Origin of the sequence: Planctomyces sp. SH-PL62 (assembly GCF_001610895.1) — a bacterium.
In the GTDB taxonomy this organism is placed as follows: Bacteria; Planctomycetota; Planctomycetia; order Isosphaerales; family Isosphaeraceae; genus Paludisphaera.
Genome location: NZ_CP011273.1, coordinates 6,036,807 through 6,051,170, shown reverse-complemented (window position 1 = coordinate 6,051,170; position 14,364 = coordinate 6,036,807). Strand labels below are relative to the sequence as shown.

At 65.0% G+C, this 14,364-nt stretch carries 13 protein-coding genes, 1 tRNA gene and 2 pseudogenes; 6 read left to right on the top strand and 10 right to left on the bottom strand.

Annotated elements, in window-relative coordinates:
- Window positions 1-14: 14 nt before the first annotated feature.
- The 5 genes from VT85_RS23655 to VT85_RS23635 form a co-directional block, all read right to left on the bottom strand.
- A complete protein-coding gene (locus VT85_RS23655) occupies window positions 15-1,472 on the bottom strand; it encodes a sulfatase (protein ID WP_082858844.1) in 1,458 nt (485 codons plus the stop codon).
- Entirely contained in the window at window positions 1,472-1,936 is a 465-nt protein-coding gene (locus VT85_RS23650) for a DUF1569 domain-containing protein (protein WP_068420511.1), read from the bottom strand. The genes VT85_RS23655 and VT85_RS23650 overlap by 1 nt, the downstream gene beginning before the upstream one ends.
- A gap of 96 nt (window positions 1,937-2,032) precedes the next feature.
- Complete coding sequence (locus tag VT85_RS23645) at window positions 2,033-3,082, bottom strand: DUF1559 domain-containing protein (protein ID WP_068420506.1); 1,050 nt, start codon at window positions 3,080-3,082, stop codon at window positions 2,033-2,035.
- A 261-nt stretch (window positions 3,083-3,343) separates the two neighbouring features.
- On the bottom strand, window positions 3,344-3,517 hold the full coding sequence (locus VT85_RS23640) for a hypothetical protein (RefSeq protein ID WP_197490968.1): 174 nt from the start codon (window positions 3,515-3,517) through the stop codon (window positions 3,344-3,346).
- Between the two features lie 264 nt (window positions 3,518-3,781).
- Window positions 3,782-4,495 (bottom strand): methyltransferase family protein, encoded by a 714-nt coding sequence (locus VT85_RS23635; RefSeq protein WP_082858843.1) that lies wholly within the window; start codon window positions 4,493-4,495, stop codon window positions 3,782-3,784.
- 162 nt (window positions 4,496-4,657) lie between these two features.
- Between VT85_RS23635 and VT85_RS23630 the strand changes: the two genes are divergently transcribed.
- The 6 genes and pseudogenes from VT85_RS23630 to VT85_RS23605 all read left to right on the top strand — a co-directional run bounded on the left by VT85_RS23630 (window position 4,658) and on the right by VT85_RS23605 (window position 9,158).
- Window positions 4,658-5,521 carry a hypothetical protein gene (locus VT85_RS23630; protein WP_068420502.1) on the top strand — a complete coding sequence of 288 codons (864 nt, stop codon included), beginning with the start codon at window positions 4,658-4,660 and terminating at the stop codon, window positions 5,519-5,521.
- The gene (locus VT85_RS23625; RefSeq protein ID WP_068420498.1) at window positions 5,518-6,684 is read left to right on the top strand and encodes a hypothetical protein; all 1,167 of its coding nucleotides are present in this window, start codon (window positions 5,518-5,520) and stop codon (window positions 6,682-6,684) included. The genes VT85_RS23630 and VT85_RS23625 overlap by 4 nt, the downstream gene beginning before the upstream one ends.
- Window positions 6,685-6,745: 61 nt before the next feature.
- Window positions 6,746-6,818, top strand: a tRNA-Val gene (locus VT85_RS23620).
- An 869-nt stretch (window positions 6,819-7,687) separates the two neighbouring features.
- Window positions 7,688-8,087: pseudogene (locus VT85_RS27090) on the top strand (integrase core domain-containing protein); the annotation flags it as partial.
- Window positions 8,088-8,432: 345 nt separating this feature from the next.
- On the top strand, window positions 8,433-8,678 hold the full coding sequence (locus VT85_RS23610; RefSeq protein WP_068420494.1) for a hypothetical protein: 246 nt from the start codon (window positions 8,433-8,435) through the stop codon (window positions 8,676-8,678).
- 120 nt (window positions 8,679-8,798) lie between these two features.
- Window positions 8,799-9,158 (top strand): hypothetical protein, encoded by a 360-nt coding sequence (locus tag VT85_RS23605; protein ID WP_068420489.1) that lies wholly within the window; start codon window positions 8,799-8,801, stop codon window positions 9,156-9,158.
- Window positions 9,159-9,179: 21 nt separating this feature from the next.
- On the opposite strand, the gene VT85_RS23600 is transcribed toward VT85_RS23605, so the two are convergent.
- The 5 genes and pseudogenes from VT85_RS23600 to VT85_RS29715 all read right to left on the bottom strand — a co-directional run.
- Window positions 9,180-10,328, bottom strand: coding sequence for a hypothetical protein (locus VT85_RS23600; RefSeq protein WP_068420482.1), 1,149 nt, complete (start codon window positions 10,326-10,328; stop codon window positions 9,180-9,182).
- The gene (locus VT85_RS27990) at window positions 10,315-12,513 is read right to left on the bottom strand and encodes a hypothetical protein (protein ID WP_156513057.1); all 2,199 of its coding nucleotides are present in this window, start codon (window positions 12,511-12,513) and stop codon (window positions 10,315-10,317) included. The genes VT85_RS23600 and VT85_RS27990 overlap by 14 nt, the downstream gene beginning before the upstream one ends.
- Complete coding sequence (locus tag VT85_RS27985; protein WP_156513056.1) at window positions 12,510-12,926, bottom strand: hypothetical protein; 417 nt, start codon at window positions 12,924-12,926, stop codon at window positions 12,510-12,512. Before VT85_RS27985 ends, VT85_RS27990 begins: the two co-directional genes overlap by 4 nt.
- 490 nt (window positions 12,927-13,416) lie before the next feature.
- Window positions 13,417-13,980, bottom strand: coding sequence for an IS5 family transposase (locus tag VT85_RS27085; RefSeq protein ID WP_197490967.1), 564 nt, complete (start codon window positions 13,978-13,980; stop codon window positions 13,417-13,419).
- Window positions 13,932-14,240: pseudogene (locus VT85_RS29715) on the bottom strand (transposase); the annotation flags it as partial. The gene VT85_RS27085 and the pseudogene VT85_RS29715, both read right to left, overlap by 49 nt.
- Between the last annotated feature and the right edge of the window lie 124 nt (window positions 14,241-14,364).

Sequence of the window (14,364 nt, the reverse complement as noted above, 5' to 3'; positions counted from 1 at the left end):
GAGGGGGGCTCGCTTCATTTCCCCTCGGCGGCCCAGGCTTTCATCAGGGCGATGTTCGCTCGGATGACCGCCGCTTCCTCGGGCTTCGGGGAATCGACGTACGCTTTCATGTCGCTGTCGTACATCGCGGTCGGTTCGGGATTCGCGCCCTGATCGCCGGTCTCGGTGATCCAGTCGTCGAGCCGCTTGCGCAGGGTCTCCAGCGTCTCTCGGCGCGCGGGGTCGGCGGCGAGGTTGCGGGTCTCGTGCGGGTCGGCCTGGAGGTCGTAAAGCTCCTCCTCGGGCCGGGTGGGGGCGAACAGGAGCTGCTCCTGCAAGGCGTCGAGTTTCCCCTCGGCGTGCAGATCTCGGAGCCGCTTGACGATCGACTTGGCGTCCTTGTAGCGGTTTGGCTGCAAGTGGGGGCGGCCCGGCAGGAAGTTGCGGATGTACTTGTAGCGATCGGTGCGGACGCTTCGAATGTGGTCGACGGTCTCGTCGCAGCGGTCGCGGGCGCTGAAGACGGCGTCGCGCGGGGCGAAGTCCTTCGCGAACAGGTCGCGCGACTGCATGGCCTTCGGGACCGGAATGCCGGCCATCGCGAGCGAGGTCGCCGCAAGGTCGATGTGCGAGACGAGATCCTCGCGGACCATCCCGACGGGGACGCCGGGGCCTCGGATCACCAGCGGCACGCGGATGCCCTCGTCGTAGAGGAACTGCTTGCCGCGCGCGTGGCTGATTCCGTGGTCGGTCAGGAACATGACGACCGTCTGATCGAGGATTTCCTCGCGCCGCAGCCTCGCGAGGACGTCGCCGACCTGGCGATCGGTGTGGCGGACGGCGTCGAGGTATGCGGCCCAGTCTTCGAGGAGGACGGGGTCGCGCGGATAGTACGGCGGCAGCGAGACCCCGTCGGCGCTCGTGGCGACGAACCGCTTGCGGACGGTCGCGAGCCAGTTCCGGTTCTCGCGCTGCTTGCCGCCGCTGAGCTGGACCTGCATGAAGAACGGCTGGCCAGGCTTGCGTCCGGACCAGTCGGCCCCGTCGTACATCGCGCGGTCCCACTCGAAGTTGTAGTCGGTCTTCCCGAGCGGCCCCTGGCCCTGGCCCGGGCCGACGGCCGTGTAATACCCGTGGCGGCGGAAGAGGGCCGGGAGGGGCTCGACCCCATCGGGGAGCCGGATCTTCTCGACTCCCCGGCCGCTGCGATGGTTCTGCGCGCCGATGCTGGTCTGGTACATCCCCGTGATCAGGGCCGACCGACTGGCCGAGCAGACGGGCGCCGTGACGAACGCGCTCGCGAACCGCGTCCCCTCGCGGGCGAGGCGGTCGACGTTCGGCGTCTGGATGAGCGTCTCGCCGTAGCAACCGAAGTTCGCCGACATGTCGTCGACGACGATCCAGACGATGTTCGGCCGCGCGTCGTCGCCTCGGGCGGCGAGCGACGGGAGCAGGGCGGCGGCGAGGACCGCGACGAGGAACCCGCGGCGCATCAGACGGTCCCCCCGTCAGCGGGGATGATGAAGCTGAGGTGATGGGCGCAGTGGATGCAGGCCAACCGCCGCCACTGGTCCTTGGTGAGCGGGCCGAACAGCCGGTGAGGGGCGGCGGGGCCGGGCGAGGCCTCCAGAGCAGCGAGGGCCTCGCGCAGCCGCCCGGCCGCCTCGCGCGGGTCGCCGTCCTCGGGGGCGGCGGCGCCCGCGGGCATCGGGATCCCTTCGGGCAGGATCCCGGAGGTGAGGACCTGATCGCGCCGGGCGTCGCCGACGCGGAGCGAGAGGTCCTGGGGGGCGTCGGCCGGGGTCTCCACCGCCCGGCGGGTCGTCGCGGCCAGGTGGTCGCAGACCTGCGAGAGCGACCAGGCGCCGAGCTTCGTGTGGCCCTTCAAGAGCCGCTCGACGTCGGCGTGGATCTCCTGGAAATCCTGGAATTGCAGCGTGCGTCGTCCCGGGGTCATGGTGGTCGTCGTCTCCTCGGAGGACGGGATGGGGGTCGAGGCCCATGCTATCCCATCCTCCGAGGCGCCGTCATCCCCGCGGCCGATCGCCGCCGGTCAGAAGCTGTCGGAGCTGACGACCTCGCCGCCGGCTCGGGTGCCGAGGGCCCACCAGGTCTGGCGGTTGATCGAGTCCTTGATGAACCGAACGCTGCCGTCGCCGAAGGCGACGTTGACGCCGCCGGAGTGGTTGCTGGAGGTCCCGTAGGAGTAGCCGTAGCTCGGGTCGCAGCCGCCGGAGCAGCCGAAGCGGCAGCCGTTGAACTTCAGCTCGTTCGGCGTCTGGAGGACGTTGAACATCGAGTAGCCGGTCGCGGAGTAGGCCCAGCGATAGCCTCGGTTGCTGGCGATCCCGCCGCTGCCCGTGTTCCGGAAGGCCAGCGCGCAGGACTGGAGGTCGGCGATCACGGCGACCATCTGGGATTGGGCGTCGCGGAGGTAGCCCGCCACCTGCGGGCCGCTGGCCCCCAGGCCCATGTTCCCCCGGTAGGGGCTGGTCGTGCCCGCGTTGTCGCCGACGAGCGCCTCGCCGAAGGCGACGGTGTTCGACGAGCCGTCGGTGCAGTCGGCCAGCGAGTAGACCGTGTACTGGCAGAAGAGGCCGCTGCTCTGCGAGGGCTGGATCGATTCAAAGCCGCCCTGCTCCACGGTCGTGCCGTACGACGCGTGGTAGTTGTTGATGTTCGCCTTTCCGGCGAAGCCGTCCGAGGGGCAGAGGAAGGCCGAAATGATGGCGTTCGAGACCGTCGTGTTCAGGGCGTAGCCCGCCCCGCCGGACGTCGGCGACCAGTCGAAGTTGGCGGCGTTGTAGAGCGGGGCCTGCTCCATGTAGCTCAGCAGCATGCCCTGGGCGCTCCAACCGGTCCAGGGATGGTAGTCGGTCGGCCCGCCGAACGCGTTCTTGCCGCCGGCCAGGGGGAACGAGCCCACCGCGCTATGATAATTGTGCGCCGCGAGTCCGATCTGCTTCAGATTGTTGATGCATTGCGAACGCCTCGCCGCCTCGCGCGCCGACTGGACGGCGGGCAGCAGCAGGGCGATCAGAACGGCGATGATGGCGATCACCACCAACAACTCGATCAAAGTGAATGCTCGACGAGATCGCACGTTGACGTCCTCACGCAGACAGGGGAGGGGAAGTGATGAAGCGGCCGAACGGGGACGCCTCGCGAGCGGCCCCCACGATCAAGCCGTGCGGCGCAATGGGAAAAAGCGACGTATACGCCGCCGGACGACCGAAATTCTTCGGATTTTCCGAAATCTCGCGACGACGCGGCTCGCCCCCGAAGCGAGGGGTGGGCGCGCGGGATCCCGGCGCCGCGAACACGGTTCGAAGCGATGCGTCGTCCCGTGATCGAGCGGCTCAGGTCACTGGCCGACCATGTTCGCGGACTTCTTGCCCGCCGACCCGTAGGCCCCGCCCTTCATGGCGTTCTGCAACTCCTGGTTCTTCGCCTGGATCTCTTCGGGGCTCGAATACACCGTCGTCCCGGTCTTCGGCTGCTCGGAACCGCAGCCCGCGACGAGGCCGACGATTCCCAAACCAAGGATCCCGAACGAACTCACTCGAATGATCGAACGCGGCAACGACATGGAGCGTCACTCCTGGGCCAAAGGACGATCGGGGCGCACGCCGAACCCTCGCCGACGAGGTGCGGCGCGACTCAAGTGGAAGCAGTATCGGCAACGGAGGGCGACGAGGCCCGATTCTTTACCGATTGGTGATCTGAACAATCGGCACTATAGTGATGTCACCGATCGAAGGATAGGGCCTCGCGCCGACGGGGTCGCCCGTCGCGAGCCTCGTCACCAGACTCCGGGGACGAGTCGATAACGCACCCGTCGGGCGTATTCCCGGTAGCCCGGCAGCTCCTCCTGAAGCGTCCGATCTTCGCGGGCCGTGCGCACGATCAGCAGCAAATACGAGGCTGCGGCGGGGACCAAAGCCCAGTACGACCCCAGGGACAGGGCCATCCCCGGCACGAGTGCGCCGACCGCGACGTATCCCGGATGCCGGACGAGCGCGTACGGGCCGGCGTCGACGACGCGATGACCCCGGTCGGCCTGGATTCGAACCGTGGGCTCGAAGAATTTGTTCACCGATTCGGCCCAGGTCAGGCCCGCGATCCCGGCCAGGAACAAGGCGTACCCGGTTGCGCACCCCCACCAGGGGACGTGGGACCAGTGGTATCGGCCGCCGTCCAGCGCCGCGATGGGGATGATCGAGATCAACGTCGGGAAAAGGAGGCTCACGAGCCGCCGATTCCACGGCTTGGTCCCTTCGTGATGGTTGACCCGGGCGGCGATGACCTCCGGATTGACCCGCTGGAGGTAAACCGAGATCACGGACCCGGCCGCCACCGTCACGGCGAAGAACAGCCAGCCGTTCGGCCAGGCCCAGGTCCCGGCGGGGAGGAACAGGCAGAGGGCCAGGACGAGCACCGAGCACGCGGTACTCACGACCAGGCGGCGGCGGTCGACGTGCTCGGGCCGTGGGGAGGAAACTCCGTCCGTCGTCATGGCGAGGACCTCCTCTGCGCCTGGATGTCTCCGAGGAGCGTCCGGCTGACGCGGCGTATTCATCTTATCGGGGACCGCGACGATTATAATGCGAGAGGGGCCGACGAGGACGATTTCGCCGTCGCGATTCCCCGACCCTTCTCGGGACGTGTTGGAGGCCACATGAATTCGTCGCCGCGCTACACCTCGATCCGGACGGGCGGCCGGGCCCTGGCCAGGCTGGCGCCGGTCGTGCAGCTTGGCGTCGCGGCGTTCGGGCTGGCGTATTTCCTCAGCCAGGCGCAGGTACTGTTGTCGGACGCCCAGTTCACCTGGTCCGAGCGGCGGATCACCGCCCTGATCGCCCTGGCGACGGTCGTCGGCTTCGGTCTGGCGGGATGGGTGCTGGGGACGACGCTCAAGGTCGTCGCCGGGCTCCTGGACGTCCTGGCCGACGGCGCCGAGGCGTCGTGGCGGACGGTCGACCTGATGGAGATCCACGTCATCCCCACGCTCGGCAGGATCGCCGCCGGGCTGGAGGCGGAAGCTGGAGCGACGCCCGCTCCCGCGTCCGCCCCCACGACGCCGAGGCCGACCACCGCGCCGGAACCGCGACGCCTGACGACGGGCCGCGCCGAAGGCCTCCGTCGCGAGCTGGACGCGGCGAAGGCCGAGGAGGAGGTCGAGCGCGCGATGGAACTTCGCGACGAGCTGACGCGGCACCTTCGCGGCGAGGCCCTGCACGCGCTCGATCGCGGCCTGGCGGCCTGGGTCAAGGCGCTGGTGGAACGTCGGGTGCGGGCGAAGGACGTCGACTGGGAGGTGGCCCGCTGGATCGCCCGCGTCCTCGACAGCCTGGGCGACGAGCCCGAGGCCGCCCCGCTCCGCGCCGCGCTCCCCGAGATCCGCCGCCGGGCGGGCCTCTGCCGCGTCTGCGGCCGGGCCGTCGCCGGCGGTCGCGACGTCTGCGGGCGGTGCGCGACGGCCGTCGACGAAGACTCCGCGACTCCTCCTCGAACCTCCTCTCGCGAAGGCGACCGACCATGAGCGTCCGCGTCCGATGCACGAAATGCCAGACGGCCTTCCTCGCCCCGGACGAGCCCCAGGGGGGCACCGTCGCCTGCCCCAAGTGCGGCACGCTCCACAAGGCCCCCCCCCCGAAACCCGAGCCCCGGCCCGTCCCGGTCGCGATCCGCGTCGGCGACGACGAGCCCGACGAGGTCGCTTCGGTATTCCGGCCCTCGCCGGAGGCGAAGGAGCGCAAGTCCTCCCGCCGCTGGTTCGTGCTGATCGGCCTCCTGCTGCTCGTACTGGCGGGCGTCGCCACGTACCTGGCCGTCTGGCCGAGGTTCCGCAAGCGGACGACGGACCCGGTCGCGCGGGTGGCCGAGGCGTATCTCCAGGCGCTCGTGGACCATGACGAGGAAGTCCAGAAGCGGCTCGCGGTCGTGGAAGATCCGCCGGCGATCCGCAGCTTCTCCCAGCCTTCGCGGGACAAGGCGAAGACGACTTCCCTGCGCGGCTCGTTCGCGCCGATCGCGGCTTTGAATCGACGGATCGAGGGGGAGTACAGCTACGATCCGGCGATCGGCCGGTTCACCCCGCGCAACCCGCTCGGCCCAGCGGCGGAGACCCTCGACGCGCTGCACGAGGCGAAGGCCGACGCCGAGAAGTCCGGCCTCTATGACAAGATGGCCAGCGGCGACCCCGACGACATCTTCGACGCCGCCGAGGGCCTGGGCCAGGTCTTCCAGAAGCTGGCCGAGGGGACCCTCGCCCCCAAGAAGATCCTGCCGACCTACAAGATGCTCATCGACGAGGCCCAGCCGCCGCTTCCCGCCGAGCCCCGCAAGCTGGCCCTGGAGGTCGCCGAGTCCCCCAAGATCTGGGACGCCCTGCTCAGGCGCCCCTTCCTCACCCTCAAGGCCGACGGCCCCTTCGTCTACGACCGCGCCGAGGTCGACGCCCAGGTCGTCGACGAGTTGGGCTCCCCCGGCGATCCGCCGACCCCGATGCGGCTGACCCTCGTGCGTTTCCGCCTGGAAGGCATCGACACCTCCTGGCGCATCGTCGAAGCCCGCCGCATCCTCCCCAGCCTCCCCGAACCCACCCCGATCCCCGCCGATTCCTCCCCGCCCGCCGCCCCCGAAACCTCCCCCGCGCCGCCGACGCCCCCATCCCGCTCCCTCGGCGACCCTCCCGCCCCCTGACCCCACCTTTTCCCGAACCGCGCTCGCGCCGGACGAATCTTCGGCTAGAATATCCCCCGAAGGGCGATTAACTCAGCGGTTAGAGTGCCTGCCTTACACGTAGGAGGTCGGGGGTTCGAATCCCTCATCGCCCATTCGATAAGGTTTTTTGGCTAAAGGCTTTGCATCAAATTGATCTGGGGTCGAATTGAGTGGTGCACGAGGGTAGAAACCGGGGTGCAAACCAGCCCGGTTCCTCCTCGCAATCCCACCCTAGACCTAGCCCCACAGCTCCACCTTGGGACGCACCTGGACGATCCCGATCCTCATGAACCTCGGGATGTACGGCCCCGCCAAGGATTCGGCGAGTTTCACCCTCGGGTCGACCCACCTGACTGGCAACCCGTCCCTGGTCGGAGGGAAATCTAAGATGACTCCGGCGTAGGCGCGGAATGCATTGGATTTCCCGCCTGCGAAATCCTGAACCGGAATCCCCGGAGCTGTCCTTCCGACGGCTCGAGGCGATCCTGGGGATGCGACGACTGATCCTCGAAGGCCGGCAGGGGCGGCGTCGCAAGTGGACGCGGCACTGATCGCCGGCGTCCCGATCGAGGTCGCCCGCGAACGATGTGGGCTTGTCCCGGCATACCGTCGATCCCGATATGATTCGCATATAGAGATCGCTTTGCCCTGATCCGCCAGGCTGATGGGGGGGCTGCCGGCTGATAGCCATCCAGAATCTCGAGGAGACCACTACCGCCAAGGGTATCCGTATCAGCCGCCCCCTGGCGCAGCCGGATCGGCGGCCTGGAATTCGCCATCGGCTTACGCCGGAAGGAGCGTGGCCGTAGTCTCTCCCAGGCGGGATGGGCAATGCTGACAGGATTTGGTGTCCAGGGTCAGCATCCGTGACCGTTCACGCCTCGGCCGGGGCGAGCGAAGCCGGCTTGCCGTCCGAGTGGTGGGCCCGGAGCGCTTCGGCGAGGAAGCCGAGCAGGTGACAGGATCGGCCGCGGCGGGGTTCCTGGAGCGGCTCGCGGACCTATTCGTGCGGCGGGGCGTCCCCGCGTACGTCCGCTCGGACAACGGGCCGGAGTTCACGGCCAAGACGGTGCGCGAGGCGGCTCGGCCGAGTCGGCGTCGGGACGCTGCTCATCGAGCCGGGGAGCCCCTGGGAGAACGGCTACGTCGAGTCGTTCAACGGCAAGCTTAGGGACGAGCTGCTGGAGGGGGAAGTCTTCGACACGCTGCTGGAGGCCAAGGTCCAGATCGAGCGGTGGCGGGTGGCATACACCGTGCGGCCGCACAGCAGCCTGGGCTACCGGCCGCCGGCCCCGGAGACGGTCGCGCCGCGGACGCCGACCCTTGGAGCTTCGCTCCTCGGCCCGGCGGCTATGGCCGAATTGGCCCAGACACTAACATAGTTCGTGGCAGCATCGACGGGGGCAGGTCAGCGTTCGCGACCCTCTCGGCCCGCTTGCCCGCCGCGACGGCGATGTAGCAGGAGCGGTCGCTCAGCCCTGCGGCCCGGATCCAGGTCGTGACGTTTCCGCCGGCCACGACCGCTCCGATGAACAAGAGGGCCAGCCTCGGCGCCGAGCGCCGGTCGAGGATCGAAGCGAGGCGGACGAACCACTGGCAAGGGGCGAGCGTCGGATGCGAGGATGTCATCGGGGGTCGGCTCCGCTCGGGACGTCAGGCAGTCGTGATAACCGCCATCGTCCCGCCCGGACCGGCCCCCGTCTATTCAACGCCTGGAAGGCGGCGTCATGCTTCACCCGGCACACATCGACGGCCGTTCCGTCGTCATCCTCAGGCAGGGCCGCCGGGGCTTCGACGCCTTGGAGAGCGGCATCCTCAGCTATGACGGGAGAACGCTCTCGCTCGGCGAGGGTGGATTGCGACGCACGCTGTCAGACGACGAGTTGAAATCGCTCATGACGGTCGCCCCGGGCAATCGCATCCCGGAATGTCGGGGATTCGACTTCTACCTGATCGCGGAGCCTGGCGTTTAGACGCACCCGCAGAGTTCACCCGCGGCTGTCCATATTCAGCAAATCACGGAAAGTGCAGCTTCTGGGCAGCCCCAGAAGAGTCTCAGCGCCTGCGACAAGAAGTGCCAGGATAGCACAATATTGAAGGACGCTCACAGGGTCATCAAGAAGCTCAACGAAGACTATGCAAAACGTATAGAGCAAGCCGAGTCAGGTGAAGGCTTGGACTGGAAGGAGTTGATGCACGTAGTGCGTGTCTGCTATGAGGCCCAGGAGCTTTTGTCGGATCACCGGATGAGCTTTCCCCGGCCAGAAGCGGAGTTGCTGCTTCGCATTCGAGCCGCTGAATTGAGCTGCAAGCAGGTTGCCGATCTTATTGACGATGGGCTGCAACGCATCTTGGAATGCCAATGCCGCTCCAGCCTGCCTGAGGCCCCAGATCAGGGGGCGGCAGAGCGGTTCGTGGCCGACGTCTGTCGGAAACACGTGCTCAGCGCGTGACCGACGAGGTCCGCCTCGCGGTCACCTTGCTTCGGCCATCTTCTCCTCGGCTGCTTGGCGAAGCCGATTGAGGTAGGCTCGGTGCGTGACGCCCTTGACGCCTTGGTCGGCGGAACCCCGAATCGCTGTTTCGAAGATTCTCGATATCTCGGCTCGCGTGAGAACGGGCTCACGCCCGGCAGCCCAATCTTTGGAGACTGAATCCTGCTGAGCCTTGGCCTTCGCGTTTGCCTCGTAGAAGCTCGCCAGATTCTCAGCCTCTTCGAACTGACGGATGGGGTTAAGAATAATCTTGTTTTCGAGGCGGCTAGCGATGGCGGGAAGCATCTCGAAGTAGCGCCTTCTTGCTTCGCTGGTGATCGCGAGCATGAGAAACAGGCGTCTTGGTAATGCGTCAATCAGTGCTCGGATGGCCGAAAGATAGCGAAGCACGGGGGTCTTTGTGAGTGAATAGTCCTGCTTCTCCAGCTCGTCAAGCAACAGGAAGATGCCCTTAAGGAGTTCGAGCTTTTCGCTAATGAAGACGATATCGCGCAGCGCTTGTGTCTTCGATTCAACCGTATCCAACCTGAATTGGACGCCAAGAAGATCGCGGTGCTTGTTGAGAAGCCTAAGCCCGACGAGCCACTCCATCGCGGTATCGGCGACTTTGGCGAGAGTCGCGGCATCCTCCGCCTGGCGAAGTTTCTGGAGAACGATACGGATCTCGTAACTCCTCGCCAGTTCTCTAACTTGCTCCGCCTGGGCGTCGTTCAGCTCCTTCAACTTAGTTGCGATTTTGATGAGATGGTTCTGGTTCAATTCCTGAAACACACGACGCACAATTGCGTCAAACGTTGGTTCCGGATCCGGGTAGTAGCGGATGATATAGAAGGTGTTGTCTTCGCGATAGAGATCCTGAAGCTCCTGCTGGTAATAATTCAGCAAGTTGGTTTTGCCGATCCCCTGCGTCCCTTCCACGACGAGCACCTGCGTGGCGTAGTCTCGCTCGAACTGCCTGATCGACTCGACAACCTCCTTGTCGCCTTCGGTGTAGTCGAGGCGAGGGTGCCCTGTGGGCTGCCCAGCGGATGGGAACGGGTTCTCGAGGATGCCGAACCGCTCGAAGAGCCATTTACGCGGATCGGCCTCCCTAGGCGCATCGCGTTGGAGTTTGTCACGCAGTCCCATGCGTTTTATCCTCCAGGCGAATGCTTACACTCGCTTTCTCGGGGATGATGAAATTGCCGTGGTATAGATTGAGCTTCTTAGTCTGCGGTTGCCCGTTGGCCACTTCGAGAATCAGCATATTGTGGCGCTCGTACTGCGTCTCGGGCGTCGACCCTTCTGTATAGCGCTCAATGAGCCCGATAGCGCGTGCCTCGTTCAGCCGCTCTCGGGTATTCAGCGGGTGGATGCCATGTGACCGAGCCAGCTCCTCTAGCCATTTCCCCGTCAGAACGTACTCCTCTCGGCCTCTCAGATTCTTGTAAACCGCAAGCGCCGTGGGCGCGAATTCTGACGGGGGTGGGGTGTTGGGGGTTCCGTAGATACCCTCATCAGGGATGTCGAGTGCCGCGCAGCTGATCTCGGATAACCCCACGTAGGTCGTGAACGCGAACTTCCCGATGCTTTTAATCTCGTCCCGCGTAACCGGCTTGCCGACTGTCAGCTCATCGAGGAAGGACGTGAACGAAGGCACTCGGCAGAATTGCTCCTTGAGGGATTTCAGATCCGGGGTCCTGATTGCGGTGATCAGATCGTCCATCGCGGGGAGCTTCCTTAGGCCGCCCTTATCCCGCTCCGCGAATTGCCCCGACAGGAAGAAATTCCTGAAATCTTGATAGCGCTTAACTGTTTTCATTTTTACGATCTCGGTTCCGTCCTTGTCCGAGATGAAAGCCTTTCGAGCGAACGCCAGTGCCAACCTGAGAAGCGAACCGACCGGGAACCGGTAGGACCCCGTCAGTCCACCGGTCGCCTTGCCAGCGTAGCCGCGCGACTCGAAGCTCCTGTCGTCACTCCCGCCAACAGAATCGCCTTGCCGAGGAGCTACCGACGTGGGTTCGGTGGGGGGGGCCTCCACACCAACGGGCGGATCTCCACCATCATTTGCAGGCGGCGGCGGTGCGTCATCGGGCGGCTGTTCACCGGCCGGTGGCTCATCATCGGTAGGCGGAGCGGGCGGCGGAGGTATCGTCCGAAAGCTCCAAAGCAGATCGTCGTGAGAGTGATACGGATGCCAGGAGAGGTCCTCGCCGATAGCAGAAACCTTCAGCGATGCCGAGCCATCTTCGACAACGACTCGGACGCTCCCGAAAGTGCTCGCCAGCTCCCAAAGAAGCGATGTCATAGGGATGTGGTAAAGCGAAGATTCGTTGAAATTAAAGATGAATGGTCGAAAGCTTGTCCCCGAGAGCATCTTTCCGCAGATGCTCTCTAGAGGAGGAGTTGAGAAGAACAGGGGGTGAAGCCCTTCCGCCAGCGTCATCCGAGCGAGACCTTGGTCCGCCGTAAGCACCATGATCGGATGATCTGGACTCAGGCGATCTCGATGCTGAATAGCGGTCTCCAGGATCAGCCGATCGGCGAAGCTGCGTTGTATCACCTGGAGGCCGAGGCTCTTGTCTTCCGCGTCTGAGTCGGGCTGGACGACTCCTCGCAGGGGATCGGAGCCGAGCCTGGGTCGCTCGATTTCAGCCTCAGTCTGCAGTTCCAGGCGGAGCACCGTGCGTTGGGGACCCAGACCAGTCACGTGGTCGAGAAGTGTGGCGGCGACGGGCGATTTCTTCCTCGCTCTTCTCAGCGTGAGATAGCGGTCCGCCTTGAGCAGAATCTCCATGTGAACGATGGCTGGAATCTTAATCCGCGCCATCGGGTATAGATTCCTAACGACGAAGTCCAGACCACCCTGCATCGCCGCAGAAGTGTCTACCACAACGGTCGTCGGCCTCTTGAAGGGCATGTCGGTGACTGCGCGAGCATCGAAGATCGGATTAACAAACCCGCATTTGACCGCACAGTGCATAACCGATTCGAGTGCTCGTCGCGTCCTGTCGCCGTGCGAGGCTTCCTTCTCGCCAGCCCGCCCATTCTCCGGTAGGTAGGCCGCGTTTACTCGAGCTACGATGTCTGCATAGCCGGGAAGAGTCCAAGAATAGGAGCCAAACTGAATCGCTTCTTCGACCGGGGCCTCCACCGCACCTTGCTCATCTCCGGACGGATGAACGGCAAGCTTCCCGAGGCGCAGCCACTTATCCGCTTGGAAGCACACATCTTCGTGCACTTCCAAATACGCCACATTGCCCCCAGCCTCGAAGACTTCGGCCAGGTGCTCGATGGCTTCTTCGGGTGATCTGAGGCAGATACCATTCATCGAATCATCACCGAGGCTCCGGGAAGGTGCCCAAAAGTCTGGGATATCCATTTCATGTGATGCCAAAGGGAGAGCGAAGCATTACCACGCAGGTTCACCGGCTCCTTGCGACCGACGCTTACAGTCTGTATGGTGTCCGACCAGGAGCTTGCTGCCTCATCTTCGAGAACCTTGCCCAGATCATTTACCGCCTTTCTGAAGTGTCCCATCGACCGCTGCTCCGGGGAGAGTCTTGGGGCAAATCCATCAACGAATAGATCTCGCATCTTCGTCGCTACCCCGGAGCCCTTGAAACATCCCCACACGTCTTCAGATCCTGGATGCCAGAGATAGATCTCCTCAAGCAGTCGGGCGCTGTCGAAATTGATCGCCGTTTTTATTTGCTCGTCGTCTTTCCTGGCGTAGTCGAGCAACCTGCCTCGCCGAGCAGGCTGCCAGATAGAAAGACGGAAAATCGGACTATCCGCCCCCATAGACTGTGCACTCTGCGTAATTTGGGTTGTCTGAGGTGTTGGTAACTAGACTCGATGAGTCCAGTAAGTCGCAAGGTCGTGGGAGCCTTATCCCGAAAATCGCCTTAAAGCGAAAGACGGTTTCAGCTGCCCTGGTCTCCCCATGGACCGACAACGGGAGGTGCCGGTTCCAAGCACGGAAGACGAGCTTGCTGCCAGCAATCTCGTTCGTCGATCCAAGCTCCAACCGGACAGAGGTTTCGGCAGTTTGCCGAAACTGTCGAGCGAAGGATTCGACGGAGCGAGGCTTGGCGACGAGCGTGCGCCCGGCCGAGATGGTCACCCACGCGTAGTATCATACGAAACCGCCGCTACGCGGTCGATCGAGTAGCCCGGGATAAGGTCGTGCCGTTGACGGCGGGGCGCATTCAGCCGTCGCTCGGGCTCGTCTCTAGGCCGTCTTGACGGATTGAGCGAGCTTTCGGACATGGATGAATCCGAAGACGAGGCGGGCCACGCCCAGGTAGACATCCTTCAGCTTCTCATATCTCGTGGCGAAGCGGCGGAACTGCTTGGCCTTGGCGAACGCCCGCTCGACCCGGTTCCGCTGCTTGTAGATCTCCTGCGTCTCGTCGTCCCACGGCCAGGGCTCCTTGCGGTTCCTCCGGTTCGGGATCACCGGCAGGGCGTCGAGGTCGTCCAGGACCACGTCGCGGACCGCGTCGGAGTCGACCCCCTTGTCGCCGAGCACCTCGGCGACCTCGCCGACCGCGTCGCGGGCCTGGATCAGGACGGATTTCGCCAGCGGGGCGTCGTTCCGCTGCCCCTCGGCGACGTCCACCGCCACGACGCCGTCCTCGTCGCAGGCGACGGCGATCAGCTTCGTCGAGAAGCCGCCGCGGGACCGGTCGAGGGCCTGCGCCGCGGCACCCCCTTTTTTCGCCCGCCCCCCGCGGCGTGCTGATGGGCCCGGACGACCGTCGAGTCGACCATCAACCGGCGGGCGTCCTCGCACTCGGCCCGCTCGGCCATCAGGTCGAACAGCTTCTTGAGCCGCCCCGAGTGGATCCAGCGGCGGAGCCGGTTGTAGACCGCGTCCCAGGCCCCGAACTCCGCCGGCAGGTCGCGCCAGGGGACTCCGGTCCTCGCCCAGTAGAGGACGGCCTCGAAGAACATCCGGTCGGGCAGCTCCGGCTCGGGGCCCAGCTTCGAGCGGCAGCTCTCGACCATCGGGCCGAAGACGGCCCAGATCTCGTCGGTGATGAGATATCGCATGGCGGTCGGCTCCAAACCGGTTGTCGATCCGCCTTAAAGTCTTACTGAATCGGCCCCTGAGCCGTCAACACGGCCTAGAATGACGCTTCTCTAGCCCGATCCCCATCTGCCCTTCTTCCCGATA

Excerpts from the sequence above, each read along its gene's own strand:
- VT85_RS23655 (WP_082858844.1), bottom strand. The coding sequence starts at position 1,472 with ATGCGCCGCGGGTTCCTCGTCGCGGTCCTCGCCGCCGCCCTGCTCCCG.
- VT85_RS23650 (WP_068420511.1), bottom strand. The coding sequence starts at position 1,936 with ATGACCCCGGGACGACGCACGCTGCAATTCCAGGATTTCCAGGAGATC.
- VT85_RS23635 (WP_082858843.1), bottom strand. The coding sequence starts at position 4,495 with ATGACGACGGACGGAGTTTCCTCCCCACGGCCCGAGCACGTCGACCGC.
- VT85_RS23630 (WP_068420502.1), top strand. The coding sequence starts at position 4,658 with ATGAATTCGTCGCCGCGCTACACCTCGATCCGGACGGGCGGCCGGGCC.
- VT85_RS23625 (WP_068420498.1), top strand. The coding sequence starts at position 5,518 with ATGAGCGTCCGCGTCCGATGCACGAAATGCCAGACGGCCTTCCTCGCC.
- VT85_RS23610 (WP_068420494.1), top strand. The coding sequence starts at position 8,433 with ATGCTTCACCCGGCACACATCGACGGCCGTTCCGTCGTCATCCTCAGG.
- VT85_RS23600 (WP_068420482.1), bottom strand. The coding sequence starts at position 10,328 with ATGGGACTGCGTGACAAACTCCAACGCGATGCGCCTAGGGAGGCCGAT.
- VT85_RS27990 (WP_156513057.1), bottom strand. The coding sequence starts at position 12,513 with ATGAATGGTATCTGCCTCAGATCACCCGAAGAAGCCATCGAGCACCTG.